Annotated in this window: 16 protein-coding genes and 1 tRNA gene; 11 read left to right on the top strand and 6 right to left on the bottom strand. The window is 72.1% G+C overall.

Annotated elements, in window-relative coordinates:
- Positions 1-92: 92 nt before the first annotated feature.
- Positions 93-968, bottom strand: coding sequence for a PaaX family transcriptional regulator (locus IF29_RS0140325; protein ID WP_084715543.1), 876 nt, complete (start codon positions 966-968; stop codon positions 93-95).
- Between the two features lie 4 nt (positions 969-972).
- A complete protein-coding gene (locus IF29_RS0140330; RefSeq protein ID WP_030267205.1) occupies positions 973-2,592 on the bottom strand; it encodes an AMP-binding protein in 1,620 nt (539 codons plus the stop codon).
- A gap of 204 nt (positions 2,593-2,796) precedes the next feature.
- Between IF29_RS0140330 and IF29_RS0140335 the strand changes: the two genes are divergently transcribed.
- The 4 genes from IF29_RS0140335 to IF29_RS0140350 all read left to right on the top strand — a co-directional run bounded on the left by IF29_RS0140335 (position 2,797) and on the right by IF29_RS0140350 (position 5,776).
- Positions 2,797-4,053: an acyl-CoA dehydrogenase family protein gene (locus tag IF29_RS0140335; RefSeq protein ID WP_030267207.1), complete on the top strand. Its 1,257-nt coding sequence runs from the start codon at positions 2,797-2,799 to the stop codon at positions 4,051-4,053.
- A complete protein-coding gene (locus IF29_RS0140340; RefSeq protein ID WP_232242888.1) occupies positions 4,050-4,859 on the top strand; it encodes an SDR family NAD(P)-dependent oxidoreductase in 810 nt (269 codons plus the stop codon). The genes IF29_RS0140335 and IF29_RS0140340 overlap by 4 nt, the downstream gene beginning before the upstream one ends.
- Complete coding sequence (locus IF29_RS0140345) at positions 4,856-5,257, top strand: RidA family protein (RefSeq protein ID WP_030267212.1); 402 nt, start codon at positions 4,856-4,858, stop codon at positions 5,255-5,257. The genes IF29_RS0140340 and IF29_RS0140345 overlap by 4 nt, the downstream gene beginning before the upstream one ends.
- Before the next feature lie 243 nt (positions 5,258-5,500).
- A complete protein-coding gene (locus IF29_RS0140350; protein ID WP_332262576.1) occupies positions 5,501-5,776 on the top strand; it encodes an isoamylase early set domain-containing protein in 276 nt (91 codons plus the stop codon).
- Positions 5,777-5,803: 27 nt separating this feature from the next.
- Here the strand turns inward: IF29_RS0140350 and IF29_RS0140355 are convergent, their stop codons facing one another.
- Positions 5,804-7,432, bottom strand: a complete 1,629-nt coding sequence (locus IF29_RS0140355) for an MFS transporter (RefSeq protein ID WP_051726671.1) — start codon at positions 7,430-7,432, stop codon at positions 5,804-5,806.
- 488 nt (positions 7,433-7,920) lie between these two features.
- On the opposite strand from IF29_RS0140355, the gene IF29_RS0140365 reads away from it, so the two are divergent.
- Entirely contained in the window at positions 7,921-8,613 is a 693-nt protein-coding gene (locus tag IF29_RS0140365) for a winged helix-turn-helix domain-containing protein (protein ID WP_232242893.1), read from the top strand.
- Between the two features lie 40 nt (positions 8,614-8,653).
- Here the strand turns inward: IF29_RS0140365 and IF29_RS0140370 are convergent, their stop codons facing one another.
- The gene (locus tag IF29_RS0140370; RefSeq protein ID WP_030267224.1) at positions 8,654-10,291 is read right to left on the bottom strand and encodes an ABC-F family ATP-binding cassette domain-containing protein; all 1,638 of its coding nucleotides are present in this window, start codon (positions 10,289-10,291) and stop codon (positions 8,654-8,656) included.
- Positions 10,292-10,367: 76 nt separating this feature from the next.
- Between IF29_RS0140370 and IF29_RS0140375 the strand changes: the two genes are divergently transcribed.
- Together IF29_RS0140375 and IF29_RS0140380 are read left to right on the top strand one after the other, a co-directional pair.
- Positions 10,368-11,801: a M20/M25/M40 family metallo-hydrolase gene (locus IF29_RS0140375; protein WP_084715544.1), complete on the top strand. Its 1,434-nt coding sequence runs from the start codon at positions 10,368-10,370 to the stop codon at positions 11,799-11,801.
- 185 nt (positions 11,802-11,986) lie between these two features.
- Positions 11,987-13,153, top strand: coding sequence for an MBL fold metallo-hydrolase (locus IF29_RS0140380; RefSeq protein WP_030267228.1), 1,167 nt, complete (start codon positions 11,987-11,989; stop codon positions 13,151-13,153).
- A 28-nt stretch (positions 13,154-13,181) separates the two neighbouring features.
- On the opposite strand, the gene IF29_RS0140385 is transcribed toward IF29_RS0140380, so the two are convergent.
- Positions 13,182-13,715: an ATP-binding protein gene (locus IF29_RS0140385; RefSeq protein WP_084715545.1), complete on the bottom strand. Its 534-nt coding sequence runs from the start codon at positions 13,713-13,715 to the stop codon at positions 13,182-13,184.
- A 294-nt stretch (positions 13,716-14,009) separates the two neighbouring features.
- On the opposite strand from IF29_RS0140385, the gene IF29_RS0140390 reads away from it, so the two are divergent.
- Positions 14,010-14,092, top strand: a tRNA-Leu gene (locus IF29_RS0140390).
- Between the two features lie 195 nt (positions 14,093-14,287).
- Here IF29_RS0140390 and IF29_RS0140395 read toward each other — a convergent pair.
- Positions 14,288-15,469, bottom strand: a complete 1,182-nt coding sequence (locus tag IF29_RS0140395; RefSeq protein WP_157624194.1) for a hypothetical protein — start codon at positions 15,467-15,469, stop codon at positions 14,288-14,290.
- Positions 15,470-16,052: 583 nt separating this feature from the next.
- Between IF29_RS0140395 and IF29_RS44270 the strand changes: the two genes are divergently transcribed.
- The 3 genes from IF29_RS44270 to IF29_RS0140410 all read left to right on the top strand — a co-directional run bounded on the left by IF29_RS44270 (position 16,053) and on the right by IF29_RS0140410 (position 19,351).
- Complete coding sequence (locus IF29_RS44270; protein WP_030267234.1) at positions 16,053-16,487, top strand: hypothetical protein; 435 nt, start codon at positions 16,053-16,055, stop codon at positions 16,485-16,487.
- Positions 16,484-18,580, top strand: coding sequence for a hypothetical protein (locus tag IF29_RS0140405; protein WP_051726674.1), 2,097 nt, complete (start codon positions 16,484-16,486; stop codon positions 18,578-18,580). The genes IF29_RS44270 and IF29_RS0140405 overlap by 4 nt, the downstream gene beginning before the upstream one ends.
- Positions 18,581-18,703: 123 nt before the next feature.
- Positions 18,704-19,351: a hypothetical protein gene (locus tag IF29_RS0140410; protein ID WP_157624195.1), complete on the top strand. Its 648-nt coding sequence runs from the start codon at positions 18,704-18,706 to the stop codon at positions 19,349-19,351.
- The last annotated feature ends 312 nt before the right edge of the window (positions 19,352-19,663 follow it).

Genomic DNA, 19,663 nt, shown 5'->3' on the forward strand with positions numbered 1-19,663 from the left:
CGAGGCCTTCGCCAAGTCCAGTACCGGCCCGACCTCATCGACGGATGCCTCGCCGGCACCGGACTCACCATGACGACACCACGCCTACAACCTCAGTAACGGCCCTGCACGATCTCGCGGACGTACGCCGCGGCGGGTTCGCCCAGCCGGGTGTCCAGGTCGTGGAAGACCCGCGCCGCGCGGACGCCCGGCCAGTCGGCGGGCAGCAGCTCCGGCGGCAGCCCCGGGTCCAGGTAGGGCAGCCGGCGCCAGCTGTCCAGCGCCCGCAGGTGGTCCGCGAAGGCCTCCTCGGCGGGCAGGTTCCGGCGCCGGTTCCACCGGGTCAGCACCGGCTCGTGCAGGTCCAGGAACTCCTCGTGGCAGCGGGCCAGCGCGGGCAGGTCCCACCAGCGCCGGACCGCCTCCGGGGTGGCCTGGAAGGCCAGGTGCTCGGCCCGGAACAGGTCGGTGTACCCGGTCAGTCCGAGCCGTTCCAGTACGTGCCGGGTCTCCTCGTACAGGTGCGCGGGCGCCAGCCAGACCCCCGGCGACGCGGTGCCGTAGCCGAGCCGGGCCAGCCGGGAGCGGAGCAGGTGGCGCTTGGCCCGTTCGCTCTCCGGGACGGAGAACAGCGCCAGTACCCAGCCGTCCGCCAGCCGCGGCGTGCGCTGGGCGTAGATCCGGCGGTCGCCGTCGGCGAGCAGCTGCCGGGCCGACTCCGACAGCGCGTATCCGGCGACGCCGCCCAGCGGGGTCGCCAGCAGGAACCCGCGCCGCTTGAGCCGGGAGACCGCGGAGCGTACCGGCTGCTCCTCCAGGCCGGCTGTCCCCATCAGCCGGATCAGGTCGCCGACGGCGATCCAGCCGCCCAGCTCGCGCCCGTGCGCGCCGAAGAAGGTGACCAGCAGCGAGCCGGGGGTGTCGCCGCCCAGGGCGGGCGCGGCGGCGGGGGCTGCGGCGGGCGGGGCTGCGGTGGCGGCTTCGGTCATACGATCACTCTAGGGTTGGTTCGGGGTTCGGAGTCCGCAGCTTGAAGCGCTGGAGCTTCCCCGTGGGCGTGCGCGGCAGCGAACTGCGGAACTCGAGGGCCCGTGGGTACTTGTAGGCGCTGATGGTCGCCTTGACGAAGTCCTGCAGCGCCTTGGCGGTGCTCTCGTCCGCCGGCACACCGTCGGTGAGCACCACGAAGGCCTTGACGATCTGTCCGCGCCGGGGGTCGGCGACGCCGATGACCGCGGCCTCGCTGACGTCGGGGTGGCGCAGCAGCGCGTCCTCGACCTCGGGGCCGGCGATGTTGTAGCCGGAAGAGATGATCATGTCGTCGGCGCGGGCCTGGTAGCGGAACCGGCCGTCGGGGTCGCGGACATAGGTGTCGCCGGTGAGGTTCCAGCCGTCGCGGACGTACTGGCGCTGGCGCGGGTCGTCCAGGTAGCGGCAGCCGGTGGGCCCCTGCACGGCCAGCAGCCCGGGTGTGCCGTCCGGGACCTCGGCGCCCCGGTCGTCCACCACCCGGGCCCGGAAGCCGGGCACCGGCAGGCCGGTGACGCCGGGTCGGGCGTCGGCGTCGGCGGCGGAGATGAAGATGTGCAGCATCTCGGTGGCGCCGATGCCGTTGATCAGCGGCAGGCCGGTGCGGTCGTACCAGGCCTGCCAGGTGGCGGCCGGCAGGTTCTCGCCCGCCGAGACGCAGCGGCGCAGCGAGGTCAGGTCGTTCCCGTCGAGGTAGTCCAGCAGCACCCGGTAGGCGGTGGGCGCGGTGAACAGCACGCTGACCCGGTGGCGTTCGATCGCGGCCGGCAGGGTGGCCGGGGTGGGCTGTTCCAGCAGCAGGCTGGAGGCGCCGGCCCGCAGCGGGAAGACCACCAGACCGCCCAGGCCGAAGGTGAAGCCCAGCGGCGGCGTGCCGGCGAAGACGTCGTCCGGGGTGGGGCGCAGGACGTGGCGGGAGAAGGTGTCCGCGATGGCGAGCACGTCCCGGTGGAAGTGCAGGCAGCCCTTGGGACGGCCGGTGGTGCCGGAGGTGAAGGCGATCAGCGCCACGTCGTCGGCGGAGGTGGCCACCGCGGGGAAGGCGGCGCCGGTCTGCTTGGCGGCCAGGGCGCGCAGCTCGTCGAAGCCGGTGACCCGCAGCTGCGGTGCGTCGACCTGCAGCAGCTCGTCCAGCGCCCGGTTGTCGCACAGCGCGTGCTGCACCTGGGCGATGTCGACCATGGCGGCCAGTTCGGAGCGGCGCTGTGCGGCCAGTACGGTCACGGCCACCGCGCCCGCCTTCATCACCGCGAGCCAGCAGGCCACCAGCCAGGGCGTGGTGCTGCCGCGCAGCAGCACCCGGTTGCCCGGGCGCACGCCGAGGTCCTCGACCAGCGCTCGGGCGATCCGGTCGACCCGGTCGCGCAGTTCGCCGTAGCTCCAGCAGCCGCCGTCCTCGGTGCGCAGGCAGGGGCGGTCCGCGCCGAGGGCGTCGATGGTGCGGTCCAGCAGTTCGGCACCGCAGTTGAGCCGGTCCGGGTAGTGCAGTTCGGGCAGCGTGAAGCGGAGTTCGGGCCACTGGTCGGCGGGTGGCAGCCGGTCGCGCGTGAAGCCGTCGACGTGGGCGGAGGGGAGCAGGTGCATGGCGGGTACTCCAATTCTCCGGGGCGCGACGTCCGTACCCCTGCGAACCGCAGAGGGGGTGGGCGTCACCGGAACCGAACCCGCTCGGCGAACCCGAGTACCCCCTCAGCGTGGCCGAACCGGAAGGATCCGGATTCAGGCTAGCGCGTTGGTGACGGCAGTCAACCATCCGCGATATGAATGGGGGAGGCGAAAGGAGCCGCGATGACGGCGTTCATGCTCGACGAGGACCAGCGGGCGTTCTGCGCCGAGGTCAGGACCCTCGCCTCGACGCGCCTGCTGCCGCTGGTGCCGGCGGCCCCGGAGGGGCGGGTGAACCGGCCGCTGCTGGCGGAGCTGGGACGGCTGGGGCTGCTGGCGCGGCTCTTCCCCGGGAGTGCTGAGAGCTCCGGGAGTGGGAGCGCCGGGAGCCCCGGCAGTCCGGGCGCTTCCGGCGGTCCCGGGGCCCGGCAGGCCGCGGCGCTGGACCTGTGCCTGCTGCGGGAGTCGCTGGCGCAGGTCTGCACCGAGGCGGAGACGGCGCTGGCCCTGCAGGGGCTGGGAGCGTATCCGGTGCTGCAGAGCGGCACCGCGGCGCAGACGGCGGCCTGGCTGCCGGAGGTCGCGGCGGGCCGGGCGGTGGCCGCGTTCGCCCTGTCCGAGCCGAACGCCGGATCGGACGCCGCGGCGCTGGAGCTGGCGGCCGAGCCGCAGCCGGACGGCGGCTGGCGGCTGGTCGGCGAGAAGACCTGGATCTCCAACGCCCCCGACGCGGACTTCTACACGGTCTTCGCCCGGACCACGCCCGACGCGGGGGCCCGCGGCGTGACCGCGTTCCTGGTCCCCGCCGACCGGCCAGGGCTGTCGGGCGAGCCGCTGGAGATGCTGTCCCCGCACGCCATCGGCAGCCTGAGGTTCGAGGGCGTGCCGGTAGGCGCCGAGGACGTCCTGGGCGAGCCGGACCGGGGCTTCCGGGTGGCGATGCAGACCCTGGACCTGTTCCGCCCCAGCGTCGGCGCCTTCGCTGTGGGGATGGCCCAGGCCGCGCTGGACGCCGCCACCGAGCATGCGGCCGAGCGCCGCGCCTTCGGCGCCCCGCTGCGCGAACTGCAGTCGGTCGGGCACCGCCTCGCCGAGATGGCGACCCGGATCGAGGCGGCCCGGCTGCTGGTACACGCAGCCGCTGCGGCCTACGACGCGGCCGGTGCGACTGGCACAACCGGTGCAACCGGCGTACCCGGTACGGTCGGTGACGCGGCGACAGGGCTGCACGGGCCCACCGCACGCGCCGCCATGGCCAAGCTCTTCGCCACCGAGACCGCCCAGTACGTGGTCGACTCCGCGGTGCAGATCCACGGTGCCCGCGCGCTGCGCCGGGGCCATCTGCTGGAACACCTCTACCGCGAGGTCCGCGCCCCGCGGATCTACGAGGGCGCCTCGGAGGTGCAGCTCAGCATCATCGCCCGGGAGCTGTACAAGTGAGCGCCGCGGCCGGTGCCGCCGCCGGTGGGACCGGTGCCGCCGCCGTGCCCGGCGTGGGCCGAATCTGCGTGGTCACCGGGGGCAGCCGGGGCATCGGCTTCGCCGTGGCGGCGGACCTGTCGGCGGCTGGGCACCGGGTGGTGCTGGCCGCCCGCGATCCCGCCGCGCTGCGCTCCGCGGCCGTCGCGCTGCCCGGCCCGGTCCTCGCCGTCCCGGCCGACCTGACCCGTCCGGACCAGGTGGACGCGCTCTTCGCCCGGGTCGAGCGGGAGTGGGGTCCGGCCGAGATCCTGGTCGCCGCGGCCGGTGTGGGCGCCTCCGCTCCGTTGGAGCGGACCACCGACGCGATCTGGGAGGAGCAGCTCGCCGTCAACCTGACGGCGCCCTTCCGCTGCCTGCGCCGCGCGCTGCCGCCGATGCGCGCTGCGGGGTGGGGTCGGATCGTGGTGATTGCCTCGGTCGCGGCCAAGGTCGGCCAGCCCTACGTCTCCGCCTACACCGCCGCCAAGCACGGCGTGCTGGGCCTGGTGCGGTCGGCCGCGGCCGAGTTGGCGGGGAGCGGGGTGACCGTCAACGCGGTCTGTCCCGGATATGTGGACACCCCGATGACCGACGCGACCGTGGCCGCGATCGTTGCCCGTACCGGCCGGACCGAGGAGCAGGCCCGGGACGCACTGGCCCGGATGCAGCCGATCGGGCGGCTGGTCCGCCCGGACGAGGTGGCCGCGGTGGTCCGGCTGCTGGTGGAGCAGGAGGCCCTGAACGGTCAGGGCCTCACCGTCGACGGAGGAGGAGTCCAGTCGTGACGCTGCGTCGGATCAACCCGCCCGAGCTGGCCCCGCCGACCGGCTTCAGCCACGCGGTCACGGCGACCGGCGGCACCCTGGTGTTCCTGGCCGGCCAGACCGCGCTGGACGCCGAGGGAGCGGTGGTCGCGGCCGGCGACGTGGTCGCGCAGTTCGACCGGGCGCTGGCCAATCTGCTGGCCGCGCTGGCCGCGGCCGGCGGCGGCCCGGAGCACTTGGCCAGGATGACCGTCTATGCGACCGACCCGGAGGACTACCGGTCCCGGGCTGCCGAGATCGGCCGGATCTGGCGCGACCATGCCGGACGGGACTACCCGGCGATGGCGCTGGTCGGCGTCGTGCGACTGTGGGACACCGAGGCGCTGGTCGAGTTGGAGGGCATCGCGGTGCTGCCCTGAGGTCCTGCCCGACTGTCCTGCCCGACTGTTCTGTTCGAGTGCCCCGGCCGACTGACCTGGCCGCTGCCCCGAGCGGCGCCGGGACTTGACCAATTGGAGCTGATTAGCTGTCAATCACGCGCCGAGCGCCGGGCGGCTCTTCCGTCCCGGCCGGGCTTTCGGCCATGCTGTCGTCTGACGCCTCGGGCGGGGTTGGACTGCCGGGGTGCATGGGCGGCATCAGGGAAGGAGTGAGCGGCGTTGTTGACACGTACCCGTCTGTTCGGTGGACGGACCAGGGTGACGTTCCGGCTGGGCTCGGAGGAGCCGAACGGGACGGTGAGTGTGGTGGGAGACTTCAACGGATGGCAGCCCGGCGCGGCCGAACTGGTTCGTCGCCGCAACGGGACCAGGACGGTCACGCTGACCTTCCCGCCGGGGGAGCACCGGTTCCGGTACCTCGCCACCGGCGGGCTGTGGTTCGACGACGACAGTGCGGACCGGATCGACCCGCAGGGCAGTCTGATCAAGGTCGGTTGACCGCTGTAGTGCTACGGCCGATCGGGGTCAGCCGCTGGCCTCACCGCCGGTGGCGGGACGGCGTCCGTGCCGCATGAGGACGGCCACCACCAGGCCGACCACTCCGGCGCCCGCCGCGAACAGCAGCCCGTCGCGGTAGCCGTTGTCGGTGTAGAGCTGGGGAAGGGTGTTGTACCCGCCGGTCAGGGAGGCGGGCACCCCGGGGATGGTGACCTTGAACTTCGCCGGGTTGGCGGCCAGGAAGGCGGTCAGTACGGCCGTGCCCACCGAGGTGGCCAGGCTGTTGACCACGCCCAGCATGCCGGCGCTGATGCCCTGCTGCCGGGCCGGGACGGCTTCGACGATCAGGTTGGGCGCGGCGGCGTAGAAGGAGCCGAAGCCGAGGCCGAAGACCACCGCGATCACCGCGTACTGCCAGGCCGAGTGCGAGAAGAAGGCGTAGAGCAGGCAGGACAGGGTGAAGGTGGCCATCGCCACGATCAGGGGGTAGCGAGGTCCGACCTTGCGCGCCCATTCGCCGGCCCCGCCGCCGGCCAGCATCCCGGTGCCGCCGGAGAAGACCGCCGAGTGCAGTCCGTAGCCGAGCAGGGTCGCGCCGAGACCGTAGGCCATCAGCCCGTTGAAGCTGAGGTGGACCATCGGCACCAGCGCCGGGGTGAGCTGGCCGTGCGAGGCGGCGACCACCTGCGCGGTGACCATCTGGGTGAGGTGCGCCTTGTCGGGGGTCTGCAGCATGTAGGGGATCGAGTAGCCCTGGATGCCGATCACCATGCTGCCGAGCAGGGCGGCCAGCAGCACCATGAGGACTTTCGGGGAGAACAGCAGCTCCAGGTCCATGATCGGCTGGGCGCTGCGCTTCTCCACCGCCACGAAGGCGAGCAGCAGCGCGATGCCGCCGGCCAGCCAGCCCCAGGCGGTCGGACGGCCCCAGCCCCAGGTCGCGCCGTTGGACAGGTAGAGCAGCACCAGTCCGACGCCGACCGCGAGCAGCACCGCGCCGCCCAGGTCGAGCCGCTGGTGGGTGCGGAGCGGGGTCTCCGGGACGACCAGCACCAGTAGCGGGACGACCACGGCGACGAAGATCAGCAGGAACCAGAACAGCGAGCGCCAGGAGTAGTTGTCCAGCAGCCAGCCGCCCAGCAGCGGCGCGACCAGTGCGGACATCCCCAGTCCGGTGGCGATCACGCCGATCGAGGCCGGGATGTAGCGGCGCGGCAGGATGTCTCGGAACAGCCCGTAGGCCACGGTGGGCGCGCTGATGGCCACCGCCTCCAGGCCGCGGCCGACCAGGAACAGTGCCCAGGAGCCGGTGAGGGCGCAGATCAGGGTGCCCACCGCGAAGGAGGCTCCGGAGATCAGCATCATCCGGCGCTTGCCCCACAGGTCGGACATCTTGCCGAAGATCGGGGTGGTGGCTCCGCCGACCAGGCCGAAGATGATCACCATCCAGCTGATGTTGGCCCCCACCCCCGGGAAGGTCGGGGCGATGTCCCGGGCGGCCGAGGCGACCATCGTGTACTGCAGCGCGGCTATCTCGGCGAAGAGCACGACGACGCCGATGACGGCGAAGATGCGCAGGCGGGAGGCCCCTTCCAGGCGAGCTGCGGGTGGCTCGGGGTCTGGGGCGGCGGTGTCGGGGACCTGGGCTTGGGTCACGGTGCGGCTCCTCGGCGGCTGGTCGCGGAGGGCCCCTCGCGGTCATCCGCAGCATTTTCTAACAGACCGTCAGAAAGAAGGGAAGTCAAAGGAACGGGGAAGGGAGGCCGAATGGGCGGCGTGGGTATGGGGGAGGTGCTGTCCAGCCGGTCGCGGCGTCTGGTTGAATGGTGCCCATGGAGCCGTATGCACAGGACGCAGCCCGGAGCGGGGGGCCGAGGCGTCATGCCCTCGACCTCGAGCCGTTCTGGCCGTCCCGGCAGCCGTTCCACTTCGACGAGACCTGTCGCCGTTCGACCGGCGCGCAGGTCCGCATCGAGACCGAGGGTTGCTGATCAGGCACGACTGATCCGGCACAACTGGCACTGCCGACAACGGCGGTGCCCCGGGGCCGTCGGCCCCACCCTCCGGTAAGCGGACGAACCATCGCGCGCAGACGACCGCCCATGTCGCTGTCCCTCCCTGCTTGCGCGAAAGCGAGTCCTCTCATGTCGAACGTCTCCCCGCTGGCCACCCCGCACCTCCGCACGGTCACCTCGGTGATCCCCGCCCCAGGCCCGGTACCCGCCACCGCCCAGGTCGCCGGGGTGTTCCGGCTTCCCGAGGGCGCCGTCGTCGCGCCCTGGCCGCAGACGGCGCTGCCGGCCCTGGCCGGGATCGAGGCGCTCACCGGCGGCGACACCCCGATGGTCGGCTACCTGGTCCTGGTCCCGGCCGAGTCCGTGCCGGACGCCGTCCGGGCCGCTGCCGTCGAGGCGGCCGCCCCGGTCGCGCCGGTGACCCGGCTGCGAGCGGCCCAGCAGTCGGTGCCCGTCCAGCAGTCCGCACCGGTCCAGCAGCCGGCGCCGACGCCGGAGTCGGCCCTGCCCGCACCGCAGCCGGTGCCGGCCCGGGGGCTGCACCTGGACGCGGACCGGCGCATCGCCCACATCGACGGCGAGCCGCTGGAGCTCACCTACCTGGAGTTCGAGCTGCTCACCCACCTCACCGCCAACCCGCACCGGGTGCACACCCGGGACCACCTGGTCACCGTGGTCTGGGGCTACGGCCACATCGGCGACGGCCGTACCGTGGACGTCCACATCGCCAGGCTGCGCCGCAAGTTGGGGGCCGGCTACCGCCAGCGGATCGTGACGGTCCGCCGGGTCGGCTACAAGTACCTTCCGCCCAAGGAGGGCTGACGGTACGTCGGACCGGTTTCTGGCCCCGGAGCCGGGCGGGTCAGCTCTCGCTGACCCGCCCGGCCTCGACCACGATCCGCCGGGTCGTCTCGACCGCCTCCAGCATCCGCCGGTCGTGCGTCACCAGCAGCAGGGTTCCGGTGTAGGAGGCGAGCGCCGACTCCAACTGCTCGATGGCGGCCAGGTCCAGATGGTTCGTCGGCTCGTCCAGCACCAGCAGGTTCACGCCCCGGCCCTGGAGCAGTGCCAGCGCCGCCCGGGTGCGCTCGCCGGGGGAGAGGGTCGCCGCCGGGCGCAGCACATGCGCGGCGCGCAGCCCGAACTTGGCCAGCAGGGTGCGGACTTCGGCGGGCGGCAGATCGGGCACGGCCGCCCCGAAGGCCTCCAGCAGCGGCTGCTCGCCGAGGAACAACCCGCGAGCCTGGTCGACCTCACCGACCACCACCCCGGGGCCGAGCGAGGCCTGGCCGGAGTCCAGCGGCAGCCGTCCCAGCAGTGCGGCCAGCAGGGTGGACTTGCCCGAGCCGTTGGCGCCGGTGATGGCGACCCGGTCGGCCCAGTCGATCTGCAGGTCCACCGGGCCGAGGACGAACTCGCCGCGCTGGACCCGGGCCTGGCGCAGGGTGGCCACCACCGCGCCCGAGCGGGGGGCCGCGGCGATCTCCATCCGCAGCTCCCACTCCTTGCGCGGCTCGTCGACCACGTCCAGCCGCTCGATCAGCCGCTGCGTCTGCCGGGCCTTGGCGGCCTGCTTCTCGGTCGACTCGGTGCGGAACGCCTTGCCGATCTTGTCGTTGTCGGGCGACTTGCGGCGGGCGTTCTTGACGCCCTTCTCCATCCAGGCGCGCTGGGTACGGGCGCGCGCCTCCAGCGAGGAGACGGTGTCGGCGTACTCCTCGAACTCGGCGCGGGCGTGGCGGCGGGCCCGCTCGCGCTCCTCCAGGTAGGCGGCGTAGCCGCCGCCGAAGTGGTTGACCTGCTGCTGGGCCAGGTCCAACTCCAGCACCCGGGTGACGGTACGGGTCAGGAACTCGCGGTCGTGGCTGATCAGTACGGTGCCGGCACGGAGGCCCGCCACGAAGGACTCCAGCCGCTCCAGGCCGTCCAGGTCCAGGTCGTTGGTGGGCTCGTCGAGCAGGAACACGTCATAGCGGCTGAGCAGCAGCGAGGCCAGCCCGGCCCGGGCGGCTTGGCCGCCGGACAGGGCGGTCATCGCCAGGTCGAGGCCGACGGTCAGGCCCAGGTCGGCGGCGACCTCCTCGGCGCGCTCGTCCAGGTCCGCGCCGCCCAGGCCGAGCCAGCGGTCCAGCGCGGTGGCGTAGGCGTCGTCGGCGCCGGGGGTCCCGTCCACCAGGCCCTGGGTGGCCTCGTCCAGGGCGGCCTGGGCGGCGGTGACGCCGGTGCGGCGGCCCAGGAAGTCACGGACCGACTCGCCGGGGCGCCGCTCCGGCTCCTGCGGCAGGTGGCCGACGGTCGCGGTCGGCGGGCTGAGCCGTAGCGTGCCCGACTCGGGTGCGTCCAGGCCGGCGAGCATCCGCAGCAGCGTGGACTTGCCGGCTCCGTTCAAGCCGACCAGGCCGATGACGTCGCCGGGGGCGACGACCAGGTCGAGGTCGGAGAAGAGGACACGGTCACCGTGTCCGGCGGTGAGGTCTTTGGCGACGAGGGTGGCAGTCATCAGGTGCAGATCCTATCGGGGCGACGCGCGCTGAACGACTGTGATCGAACCTGACCGAGTGCGGCATGATCTGGGCATGGAGACGACGACATCCACCGGAACCGGCGCGGCGTCCACCGGCGCAGGCAGCGCCTCGGCCGCTGCGACCTCGGCCGCTGCGGCCTCGGCCTCGACGAACTCGGTCCTGCGCGGCGAGGAGGCGGTGCGCTTCACCTCCGAGCTGATCCGCATCGACACCACCAACCGGGGCGGCGGCGACTGCCGCGAGCGCCCCGCCGCCGAGTACGCCGCCGAGCGGCTGGCCGAGGCCGGGCTGTCGCCGGTGGTGCTGGAGTCCGCGCCGGGACGGGCCAACGTGGTCACCCGGATCCGCGGCAGCGAGCCCGGCCTGCCCGCGCTGCTGGTCCACGGCCACCTGGACGTCGTCCCGGCCGAGGCGGCCGACTGGACCGTCCCCCCGTTCAGCGGCGAGATCCGCGACGGCGTGGTCTGGGGCCGCGGCGCCCTGGACATGAAGGGGATGGACGCGATGATGCTCGCGGTCGCCCGCGCCTGGGGGCGCGAGGGACGGGGCCCGCGGCGGGACGTGGTGCTCTGCTTCACCGCCGACGAGGAGGACAGCGCCGAGGCGGGCGCGGACTGGCTGGTCAAGCAGCATGCCGACCTGTTCGAGGGCTGTACCGAGGCGATCGGCGAGTCCGGCGGCTACACCGTGCATACCGCGGCCGGGCAGCGGTTCTACCCGGTCGCCGCGGGGGAGCGCGGCACCGGCTGGCTGCGGCTCACCGCACGCGGAACCGCCGGGCACGGCTCCAAGCCCAACCCGGCCAACGCCGTGACCAGGCTCTCCGCCGCCATGGCCCGGATCGGCTCGTACCGCTGGCCGGCCCGGATCACCCCGACCGTGCGCGCCTCGCTGCTGGCCCTCGGCGCGGCCACCGGGGTACCGCTGACCGAGCGGGAGCTGGACGACCCGGGGTTCGACGTGGACGCCTACGTGGCCCGGCTCGACCCGGCCGCGGCGCGGCTGGTGGCCGGCACGCTGCGCAACAGCGCCAATCCCACCGTGCTGCGGGCCGGCTACAAGACCAATGTCATCCCCGGCCTGGCCGAGGGCGAGGTCGACGGGCGCACCCTGCCGGGACCGGGCCTGGCCGCCGAGTTCGAGGCCGCGCTGGACGAGCTCACCGGCCCCGACGTCGAGTGGAGCTACCGGCAGCAGTCGCCCGCGCTCACCGCGCCGGTCGACGTCCCGGTCTTCGCGGCCATGGCGGCGGCCCTGCAGGCCCACGACCCGGGCGCGGACGTCGTCCCCTTCTCGATGACCGGCGGCACCGACGCCAAGCAGTTCTCCGAGCTGGGTGTGCAGGCCTACGGCTTCTCGCCGCTGCGGCTGCCGCCGGGCTTCGACTTCCAGGGACTGTTCCACGGCGTCGACGAGCGGGTGCCGGCCGACGCCCTGGTCTTTGGGGCAGCGGTGCTGGACGACTTCCTGAGCACGACGTCGTGAGCACGACCTCCTGAGCGCGACCTCCGGGGCACTACCTCCTGAGCAGGGCGGGGTGGGAGCGGCGGAAGCGGCCCGGTCGGCAGGCCGGAACCTTCGCTACCGCGCGACCGTTTGCCCGACAGCGGGGCCGGGTGCCGGCCGCCGCGCAGGAAGAACGCGCAGGACGCAGGAGAGGCGGCAGATTCATGGGGCGGACGCGGAAGCGAACGGCGGGTGCCGCGCTGGGAGCGGTCGCACTCGGTGCGGTCGGGGCGCTCGCCTGGGCCGCGCGCGACATGCCGGCCGCCTTCGGCGGTGATCCGACCAAGGGCGCGCGCGGAGACCGGATGCGCCTGTCACCGCGCTATCGGGACGGGGTCTTCCACAACGTCCACGAGGCGGAGCTGTCCGGTGGGCCGGACGCCGCCGAGGGCCGGAAGATCTTCAAGGAGATGTTCTTCGGCGAGGAGCGGGACACCAGGCGCCCGTCCGGTCCGATCCCGCTGGTCCGCGACGACATCCCGAAGGGGGAGTCGGACGGGCAGCTGGCCGTCAGCTGGCTCGGGCACTCCACCGCACTGCTGGAGATCGAGGGCAAGCGGATCCTGCTCGACCCGGTGTGGAGCGAGCGCTGCTCCCCGTCCCCGTCGGTGGGACCGCGCCGGATGCACGAACCGCCGGTCGCGCTGGGCGACCTGCCCCGGGTGGACGCGGTGGTGATCTCCCACGACCACTACGACCACCTGGACATGCGCAGCGTCCGCGAGCTCGCCCGTACCCTGCCCGAGCTGCGCTTCGTGGTGCCGCTCGGGGTGGGTGCGCACCTGGAGCGCTGGGGCGTCGGGCCCGAGCGCTTCGACGAGCTGGACTGGGAGGAGGAGGTGGACCTCGGCGGCGTCCGGGTCGTCTCCACCTCGGCCCAGCACTTCTCCGGCCGCGGTTTCTCCAACGACGGCACGCTGTGGAGCTCCTGGGCCTTCATCGGCGCCGAGCAGCGCGCCTTCTACAGCGGCGACACCGGGTACTTCGATGGCTTCGCCGAGACCGGTGAGAAGTACGGCCCGTTCGATGTGTCGCTGGTTCAGATCGGCGCCTACAGCGACCACTGGCGCTCGGTGCACATGACCCCGGAGGAGGGCGTCAGCACCCATCTGGACGTCAACCGCGGCAGTGGTGACGCCGGGTCAGGGCTGCTGGTGCCGGTGCACTGGTGCACCTTCGTGCTCGGACTGCACCCCTGGTCTGAACCGGTCGAGCGGCTCTGCGCGGACGCCGACGAGCGCGGGGTGCGGGTGGCGGTGCCGATGCCCGGCGAGCGGGTCGAGGTGGCCCGGCCGCCGAAGCTGGACCACTGGTGGCGGACGGTGGCCTAGGACCGCAGTCGGACGGGGCGGTAGTCGGCTAGGGCCGGCCGGCGGGCAGTGGCAGGGAGGCCCAGACCACCTTGCCGCCGTCCGCGGTCCGCTCCACGTCGCAGACCCCGCCGGCCTCCGTGGTGATCGCCTTCACCAGCAGCAGCCCGCGACCGCCGGTGCGGCCGAAGTCGTTCTGCAGCGCCTTGGGCCGGTAGGGGTGGCTGTCCTCGACCGACAGCCGCACCCATCCGGAGCCGATCACGACCTCCACCACGATCTGCGGTGAGAGCAGCGCGGCGTGCTTGACGGCGTTGGTGACCAGCTCGGAGATGATCAGCAGGATCCCCTGCAGCAACTCGTCGTGCAGCGGGTCCCCCAGCCCCTGCGCCGTCAGCAGGTCCCGGACGGCGTGCCTGGCCTGCGGAACGGAGACGTCCACGGCGGGGGCGGCGAACCGCCAGACACCCTGCACCCCGAGGATGTCGGGCGCCGATCCGGGGCCGGGGCCGGAGCCGCCGAACCCGGCCAGGCCGGGATCGCCGATTCCGGGGTCGGGAGGGACGTCTCCTCGGACATGCATCTCTGTGCCGCCATCCTCTGCGCTGGCCGATCGGCTCATCCGATATGAGACAGCCTGGGAGCGGACCGCGTCGGGCTCTATGGGGAAACTGTCGTTTTATCGCCCTGGCATGATTGGCTCCGACCGAATCGCTGTCTCTTCACGTCACATCCCGACGCCACCGGCCGCACCGCTGCCCGCCGCACAGCCCGTCGCAGAGCCGCCCGGCCCGGGGAGTACGGCGGTCAGAAGCACCCTGTTTTCTTGGTATTGTTTCCCCTGTCACCGCGACGGCAACGGCGCGCTGACCACCCGGTCCGGGTGGCGGAATGGCAGACGCGCTAGCTTGAGGTGCTAGTGCCCTTCGGGGCGTGGGGGTTCAAGTCCCCCCTCGGACACAGACAGAGGAACACCAACGGAACCCGGTGTTCCGCACCGACGGAACTCGGTGCGGAACACCGGGTTCCGCCATTCCCGCCGTTGCTGCAGTGAGTGGGCCGTCGGCCCACCCCTATTGAGTTCCAGAACGCATGATTGCCAGCGGCTTGGGAGGATGCTGGCAATCGATGTGGATCAGTTGGTTGTCTGGACACTCACCCTCTGCGTGGTGCGTCAGGTCTCGGACGCTTTCGGTGCCGGTGCGGGTTTGTCGAGGTATCCGGTGGGGTCCAGCTGCCGAGGTCCTTGGTCTGGCGGTGGCGCGATGGGCGCTGGTGGGGGCGTTCGTCGTTCAGGGCCACCGCAGCTGCCCAGTTGGCGAGTTTGCGCAGGTTGGCGTGTGCCAGTTGGAACGCGAGTAGTATGCCTTGGGCGGCTATCCCGCGAATGCGGCGGGTGCCGGCCGACTCGATGTCCTCGTTCAACAGGTCCTTCGCGTGGCCGTTGCCTCCCTCGATGGAATTGCGAAGGCGGAAGTAGACCCGCTGCCAGTCGATGCCGCCGTATTCGAGCGGCTGCCAGAGGTTGGCTCCGGATTCCGGGGGGACGGTGATGGATCGCTGCCTGCAGATCTTGCGGACCCCGGTCGGGATGGGCTCGGGGTCGACCAGCGGGAGGTGAATGCCGCGGCCCATGGTGTGGGGCTTGAGCGGGCACTGCGCACGGCCTGCCTCGGCGGGGCACATCATCCGCTGGTGGCCTTCGGCGTCGGGCAGTTCCTTGGGCATGAGGCGGTAGGCGGTCCTGGCCGCGATGCGCTTGACCCAGGTCTCCTTGTCGATGATCTCGGCGATGAGGTCCGCGGTGGCCGAGATGAGGGGCTTCGGCATGCTGGGGCAGTACCAGGTGCCCTCGACGAGGATCGCCCCCTCGACGCCGCCCTGCAGTCCCAGGTTGTCCTTGGCATAGTCGTAGACCGGGTCGTAGCCCAGGGCCCGGATCGGGAGTTGGAAGTTCTCCGGCTTCTGGTCGTTGCAGGCCCGGTCGCCGGCGAGTTTGGCGCGTGGGAAGCGGGGGTCGACGCGGCAGAGGGCTTCCAGCGCGACCAAGCCGGGAGTGACGCTGGGCTTCTCTATCGACATGGCCAGGAACAGGGCCGGGATGACATCGGGGTTGGCCGAGGCGTTGGGCAGTGGGGCGCCGTCGTGACGGGGATCGCGCGCGATGATCAGGCTGGCGTCGTATCCGAACAGCGCCTTGCGCACGACCGCCGCGGCCTCGCGTTTCGTGGCCGGCTTCTTGCCCGTCCTGCCCTTGCTCGGGCCCCTCGTGCAAGTGGTTGTGGGCTTGGATGCAGCCGGAGCGGACACTGCGCCGAATGCGACCAGGGTGTCCATGGCGAGGGGGTCCTTGTGCTTGCTGTCGCGCCGGTACCACCCGGCGTCGGGATCAGGACCCGGACACCGATTTCGTGACGGCCGCAGACGCACTGCTGCGCAGCCGTACCGACATGTGCCACATTCGGTACGCACCCCTGGTCGGCCATCTGCCACGCGACTGCGACCACTCGGGCACCCGAAGCCGCGGCCACCCCCTGGGGCAACTGCTGCTGGCCCCCATGCCCGCGAGACCGCGCCTTCTTGCGTCCCGCCGCGGCACGTGCAGCCCGGATTCGGTGCGGTGGCTCCCACGTGAGCAGCTTGCGCGCCCGCGCCGGGCGGGTGAGTTGGCCGACATTCAGGGGGCGCCCGCATGAGATGGGGCAGGGCCAGGCGGGCGCGCGGCCCCCGCACCGCCACGGAGACAGCCCCGTTGGATTGAGCAGTCCTCGTCGGTTGCCGCGTGCCGCCGGGCTGTTTCGTCGCATTCAGGCCGCCTCGAGCGGAATCGAGTCACGCTGTGCAATCGTCCTGTCACTGCGCGGGCGGGTGCGCTCCAATGGGAAGTCCGTTCACGGACAGCTCTCCTGGGGGGATTGCCATGGACTTCTCCAACGATCTGGCGGCGGTCAGTGCCATCGGCGGCAGGGCACTCGTCACCGCGATGACCACGGACCTCTGGGCTGCCACGCGGGCCCGGTTCGCGCGCTGGCTCAGCAGGGACCGGCCGGACTCCGAGGCCGTCCACCTGGAGCGGCTGGACCGGGACCATGACGCCTTGATCGCGGCATCGGGACTGGAGCGCGAAGAACTGGCCCAGGCGCTGGAGACCCGCTGGGCCGGCCGGCTGCAGGATGCGGCTGAACTGGACGCGGAGTCCGCAAGGATCCTGATCGAGATGGTCCGGCAGTGGGAACAGGAGCATCCGGCTGAAACGCCAGTATCGCGGGTCGACCAGAACGCCAAGGCCGGCGGACACGCGCGGATCATCCAGATCGGCCGGGACCAGAACATCACCCGCCGGGAGCCGAAGTGACCGACACCGGCGCAGGCCCGATCTTCTCCGTCCGCCAGCGACGGCGCGGCACCGCCAGCGCACCATTCGCCGTCCGTCAGACCACGCGCGCCTCCGGAAACGCCTACGTGGTGCAGGTGGCCGGCGACTACGAGGACCGAAGCGTCACCGTCGCGCGGCTGCCACTGGCAGCCGTCCCGATCGACCCCGCGGAAATCCGCCTGGCCGACCTCGCCTACGTGGGTCCCGACCCCGGGCACCGGGACGCGGTCGCCGGGGCCCTCGCCGCACTCCAGCCTTCGATCAGCCGCGCCAACATCGTGGTCCTCCTCGGAGACGCCGGCAGCGGACGCCGCACCGCGGCGCTGCGGATCCTGACGAAACTGGGACTCGAACCCAAACGCATCCACGCACTGGAACAGGACTGGGACACCCCTCGGGTCGAACAGATCCCGCACCTGCCCGGAGACGGCTACATCCTGGACCTGACGGCCTATCAGGACCTGGGTGACGAGTTCTACACGGGGCTGGCCGGCTACCAGCACGCGGTCCTGGGGCAGGAGACCTTCCTGGTCGTACTCGCCACCGCGGGAACCTGGCACCCGAACGGCCGCACCAGGGTCCCGGCCCTTGCGGTCCCCGTGCCCAGCGCCGTGGCCGTGGCCACCAGCCATCTGCGGGTCCTCACCGACGAACGCGTTGGCTGGCTCAACGAGCACCCCCTGGCCGACGTCCTCGGTCCACGGGCGACCCCCGGCGAGGGAGCGCGCCTGGCACAGGCCATCAGCCAGGCCACCGACGACCAGCAGGGCCGACGAGCCGCGGCCGACGAGTTCCAGGACTGGTGGAACCACCTCTCGAAATGGTTCGCCACCAGTGAGCACCCCGGCGACCTCGCCGACCGAACCCTGCTGATCGCCGCGGCACTGCTGGACGGCGCCCCCGCAGCCGTGATCATGGATGCGGCCGACAGCCTGTTCACGGCGGTAGGCGGCTCCCTGCCCACGGGAGGGGCACTGGCCGGACGCGACCTGGACCGGCGCCTGGCCCGTATAGACGCCTCACGCGACGGCGACCGCGTCTCGCTCGACAGCAAGCGCCGCGGAGTGGACGTCGCAGTCCTCGAATACGTCTGGGAGCAGCGCCCCCAGTTGCGGTCGGTGCTCCTTGGCTGGGCATCGGACATCAGCAGCGCCCAGGGCGCCGCGGCGAACCATCTGGAGCGCATCGCCCACGCCCTCACCCGACTGGCTGTGGCAAGCGGCGGCAGCCAGGTGCTGGAGGTCCTCACCGACTGGACCGACCAGGGCAGATCCCACCACAGGTTCGCCGTCAGCATGCTGGGAACCCTCGCACTGGATCCCACACTGGGAATCGCGGTCCGCAAGAACCTGTACGACTGGGCGCGCCAGAAGGGGACCAGCGAGGACCGGGCCCGCGCCGTGGCCGAAGTGTGCGGCGGCCCGCTGGGCCAGCGCTACCCGCGGATAGCCCTGACTCGGCTGCGGCTGCTGGCCGCCCGCACGGACGGCCGCGGTGGCGAGGCGGTCGCCACCGCGCTGCGGTCGCTGGCAGCCCGACCGCAGCAGTGCCTGCTGGTCCTTGCCGAGGTCCTCGCCTGGGCCGAGAGCACTGACGAGCAGAACAGCAACGCCGGCGCGATCGCGTTCCTCGCCCTGGTCGATCTCACCGCGCTGGACTCCGTCGGAGGCCTCCTGGCCGCGGAACTGGCACGGGAAGGGACCAGTTCGGAAGCGATGCACCTGTTCGCGCGCGGTTGGCATGCGGCACGGCGCCACGCACCGAGCAGCGCGGGGGCGATGGCCTCGCTGGCGGCCTGGCTCGATGTCCCCGACATTCCGCAGGAGGACCGGGTCGACATCGCAGCGGCCATCGTGCGAGAGCGACTCGGCGAAACAGACGTGGCCGGAATGCTCCTCCGCGGCGCCACCACCCCCAGCGGCGAAACCGTGCGCGAGCTGGCTCTTGCCCGCCTGCTCTACCGCATGCCCGAAGGATCGCAGGACCAGGAACCGGCTGAAGCCGTCCCGCAACATGAGCAGAGCGACACCGCGCAGGAGGACCCGCCCTCAGAAGACCCCGCGGACACCTAAGTGAAGGGCCTGGGCCGACTCCGCGCGCGCAAGGCGGCACCAACCTCGGACCTCCCGGCCGCCGACGGCACCAGGACCCGTCCGGACCGCCTTCCCAGCCGTGTTCCCAGCCTCCACTTCACCGTGCAACTGACCCCCAAGTGGCAGCACCAGGGCGGCGGTACCGACCCGAACGGGCACCTGGCCGCCGCAGCCCGCCACCATCTGCGCGAGACCGCCCGACGAACCCTGCGCCACTTCTCGGTCCTAGACCTGGACGCCGCCCAGGACGCCGTCAACGCCAAAACGGGCACCTGGACACACTCCGGCAACGGCCTGAACGTCTGCGGCCACGTGGCACTGGACGTCTCACCCGAAGACTTGGCCTGCGCCAGAGAACACCTGCAGGCCGAAAGAGCCGGCGACCTGCGACGGATGGACGCCCAACGGGACCTCGCCGCACTCCAGCGGACCCTCGCGGACAGCGACCGGCGCGTCGTGTGGTGGATCGTCAACCGACCGGACCGACTGAACGAACTCGACACCTTTTCAACGGCGTTGAAGGACCTGAAGCCACCTGTCGACGACGCCCGCGACGAGCTGCACAGCAGAGCGATCCGCTTCATCGACCATCTCACGGCAGAACTGCACAGCCCCCAACAGCGGGAGATGTTCATCCGCGCCCTCAGCAGCACCCTGCAGGCACTGGGAAAGGCGAACCTGAACGAAGGAGCTGAGCAGTGGCTCCACCAAGCGCCTCCCGGACCCGGGGACGCAGCCCATCCAGCCTAGAACCGACTTCCGGGAGATGTCCGAATGCAGACATATACCGCGCGCTGGCTGCTCGCCCCGGCCCGCCAGTGGCAAGCCCACCGCCTGATGGCCCAACACGGCCCGGGACTGCCCTACCCCACAGCCTGGGCGCTCATCAGCCTGCACCACCACCCCGAAGACGCCGTCTATCTACGACCCGCGGCCCACACCGTCCCCACGTACACCCATCGAGATCGCGTCCCTTGGCGTGGTGTAGCCGATCAGCGTGGGGTGGTGCGCCGGGGGCGTGGACCCGGGTAGCTTCCGCTCTGCCGACAGGGTGGGCCACCG

It is taken from the genome of Streptacidiphilus jeojiense (assembly GCF_000719095.1).
GTDB lineage: Bacteria > Actinomycetota > Actinomycetes > Streptomycetales > Streptomycetaceae > Streptacidiphilus > Streptacidiphilus jeojiensis.

What these genes read in the sequence shown, in the direction of transcription:
- IF29_RS0140375 (WP_084715544.1), top strand. Translation starts at nt 10,368, where the DNA reads ATGGAGACGACGACATCCACCGGAACCGGCGCGGCGTCCACCGGCGCA.
- IF29_RS44270 (WP_030267234.1), top strand. Translation starts at nt 16,053, where the DNA reads ATGGACTTCTCCAACGATCTGGCGGCGGTCAGTGCCATCGGCGGCAGG.
- IF29_RS0140330 (WP_030267205.1), bottom strand. Translation starts at nt 2,592, where the DNA reads ATGCACCTGCTCCCCTCCGCCCACGTCGACGGCTTCACGCGCGACCGG.
- IF29_RS0140335 (WP_030267207.1), top strand. Translation starts at nt 2,797, where the DNA reads ATGACGGCGTTCATGCTCGACGAGGACCAGCGGGCGTTCTGCGCCGAG.
- IF29_RS0140365 (WP_232242893.1), top strand. Translation starts at nt 7,921, where the DNA reads ATGTCGAACGTCTCCCCGCTGGCCACCCCGCACCTCCGCACGGTCACC.
- IF29_RS0140385 (WP_084715545.1), bottom strand. Translation starts at nt 13,715, where the DNA reads ATGCATGTCCGAGGAGACGTCCCTCCCGACCCCGGAATCGGCGATCCC.
- IF29_RS0140380 (WP_030267228.1), top strand. Translation starts at nt 11,987, where the DNA reads ATGGGGCGGACGCGGAAGCGAACGGCGGGTGCCGCGCTGGGAGCGGTC.
- IF29_RS0140325 (WP_084715543.1), bottom strand. Translation starts at nt 968, where the DNA reads ATGACCGAAGCCGCCACCGCAGCCCCGCCCGCCGCAGCCCCCGCCGCC.
- IF29_RS0140370 (WP_030267224.1), bottom strand. Translation starts at nt 10,291, where the DNA reads ATGACTGCCACCCTCGTCGCCAAAGACCTCACCGCCGGACACGGTGAC.
- IF29_RS0140395 (WP_157624194.1), bottom strand. Translation starts at nt 15,469, where the DNA reads ATGGACACCCTGGTCGCATTCGGCGCAGTGTCCGCTCCGGCTGCATCC.